This is a genomic window from Paraburkholderia sp. BR10937, assembly GCF_040965695.1.
Taxonomy (GTDB): domain Bacteria; phylum Pseudomonadota; class Gammaproteobacteria; order Burkholderiales; family Burkholderiaceae; genus Paraburkholderia.
On record NZ_JBFRCL010000143.1, the window covers coordinates 1 to 1,217 of the forward strand.

General features: G+C 65.7%; 1 protein-coding gene. It reads left to right on the top strand.

Annotated elements, in window-relative coordinates; genetic code table 11:
* On the top strand, positions 1 to 1,217 hold a 1,217-nt coding region (locus AB4Y44_RS42340; protein WP_368702808.1), incomplete at both ends, for a chloride channel protein.

Genomic DNA, 1,217 nt, shown 5'->3' on the forward strand with positions numbered 1-1,217 from the left:
TATTTCGGCGTGTTCTGGCTCGGCGCCATCGCGACGGGGCTCGTCGCGGTCGTGTATGCGCGGCTCGTCGACTTCGGTTACTCGCTCTTTGTGCAGATGACAGGCCACAACCGGTGGCTGCCACTCGTCGTCACGCCGGCGATCGGCGCCTTCTGCGTCTGGGCCACGCGCCGCTGGTTTCCGGGTTCCGAGGGCAGCGGTATCCCGCAGGTCATCGCAACGCTGCACGACGTGCGCAAATTCGGCCCGCGCCTGCTCACGCTGCGCATCCTGACCGGCAAGATCGCCCTGTCGTTTCTCGCCATTGTCGGCGGATTCACGATCGGCCGCGAAGGGCCGACCATCCATGTGGGCGCCGCACTGATGTACAGCCTCCGGCGCTTCTATCCGGCGCGGCTGCGCAGCATGTACGGCGTCGGCCTCGAATACAAGCTCGCGCTCGCGGGCGCAGCCGCGGGCCTTTCTGCCGCGTTCAATGCGCCGCTCGCGGGCGTGGTCTTCGCCATCGAGGAACTCACGCGCAGTTTCGAGGCGCGAACGAGCGGCGTGATCATCGCGGCGATCATCTTTTCGGGCATCGTCTCACTCGCGCTGCAAGGCAACTATGTCTATTTCGGCACCATCGCCATCGGCAGTCATCTGCCCGATCTGCTCGCGGTCGCCGTCATTCTGGTTGGCGTGATTACCGGCCTCGCGGGCGGCGCGTTCTGCTGGCTGCTGCTCAACACCGAGCGATGGATGCCCGCCCGTTTATTGGCTCTCCGAAAGGAACAGCCCGTGGCGTTCGGCGCCGTGTGCGGTTTGTTCATCGCCGTGATCGGCGTGGCGAGCGGCGGCAATCTGTTCGGCAGCGGCTATGCGGAAGCGCGCGGCATGCTCGAGGGTCGCTCGCAGCTCGGCGTCGCGTATCCCGTGCTGAAAATGGCCTCGATGGTCGGCTCGTACTTGCCGGGCACGCCGGGCGGCCTCTTTGCGCCGTCGCTGGCGATCGGCGCCGGCATCGGCAACGTGCTGCACATGGTGTTCGGGCAGATGCAGCTGCCGATGCTGATCGCACTCGGCATGGTCGGCTATCTGGCCGCCGTCACGCAGAGCCCGATCACAGCGTTCGTCATCGTCATCGAAATGATCGACGGGCACGCGCTCGTGCTCTCGTTGATGGCAACGGCACTCGTGTCGAGCCAGGTTTCCAGGCTATTCGCGCCGCCGCTGTACGA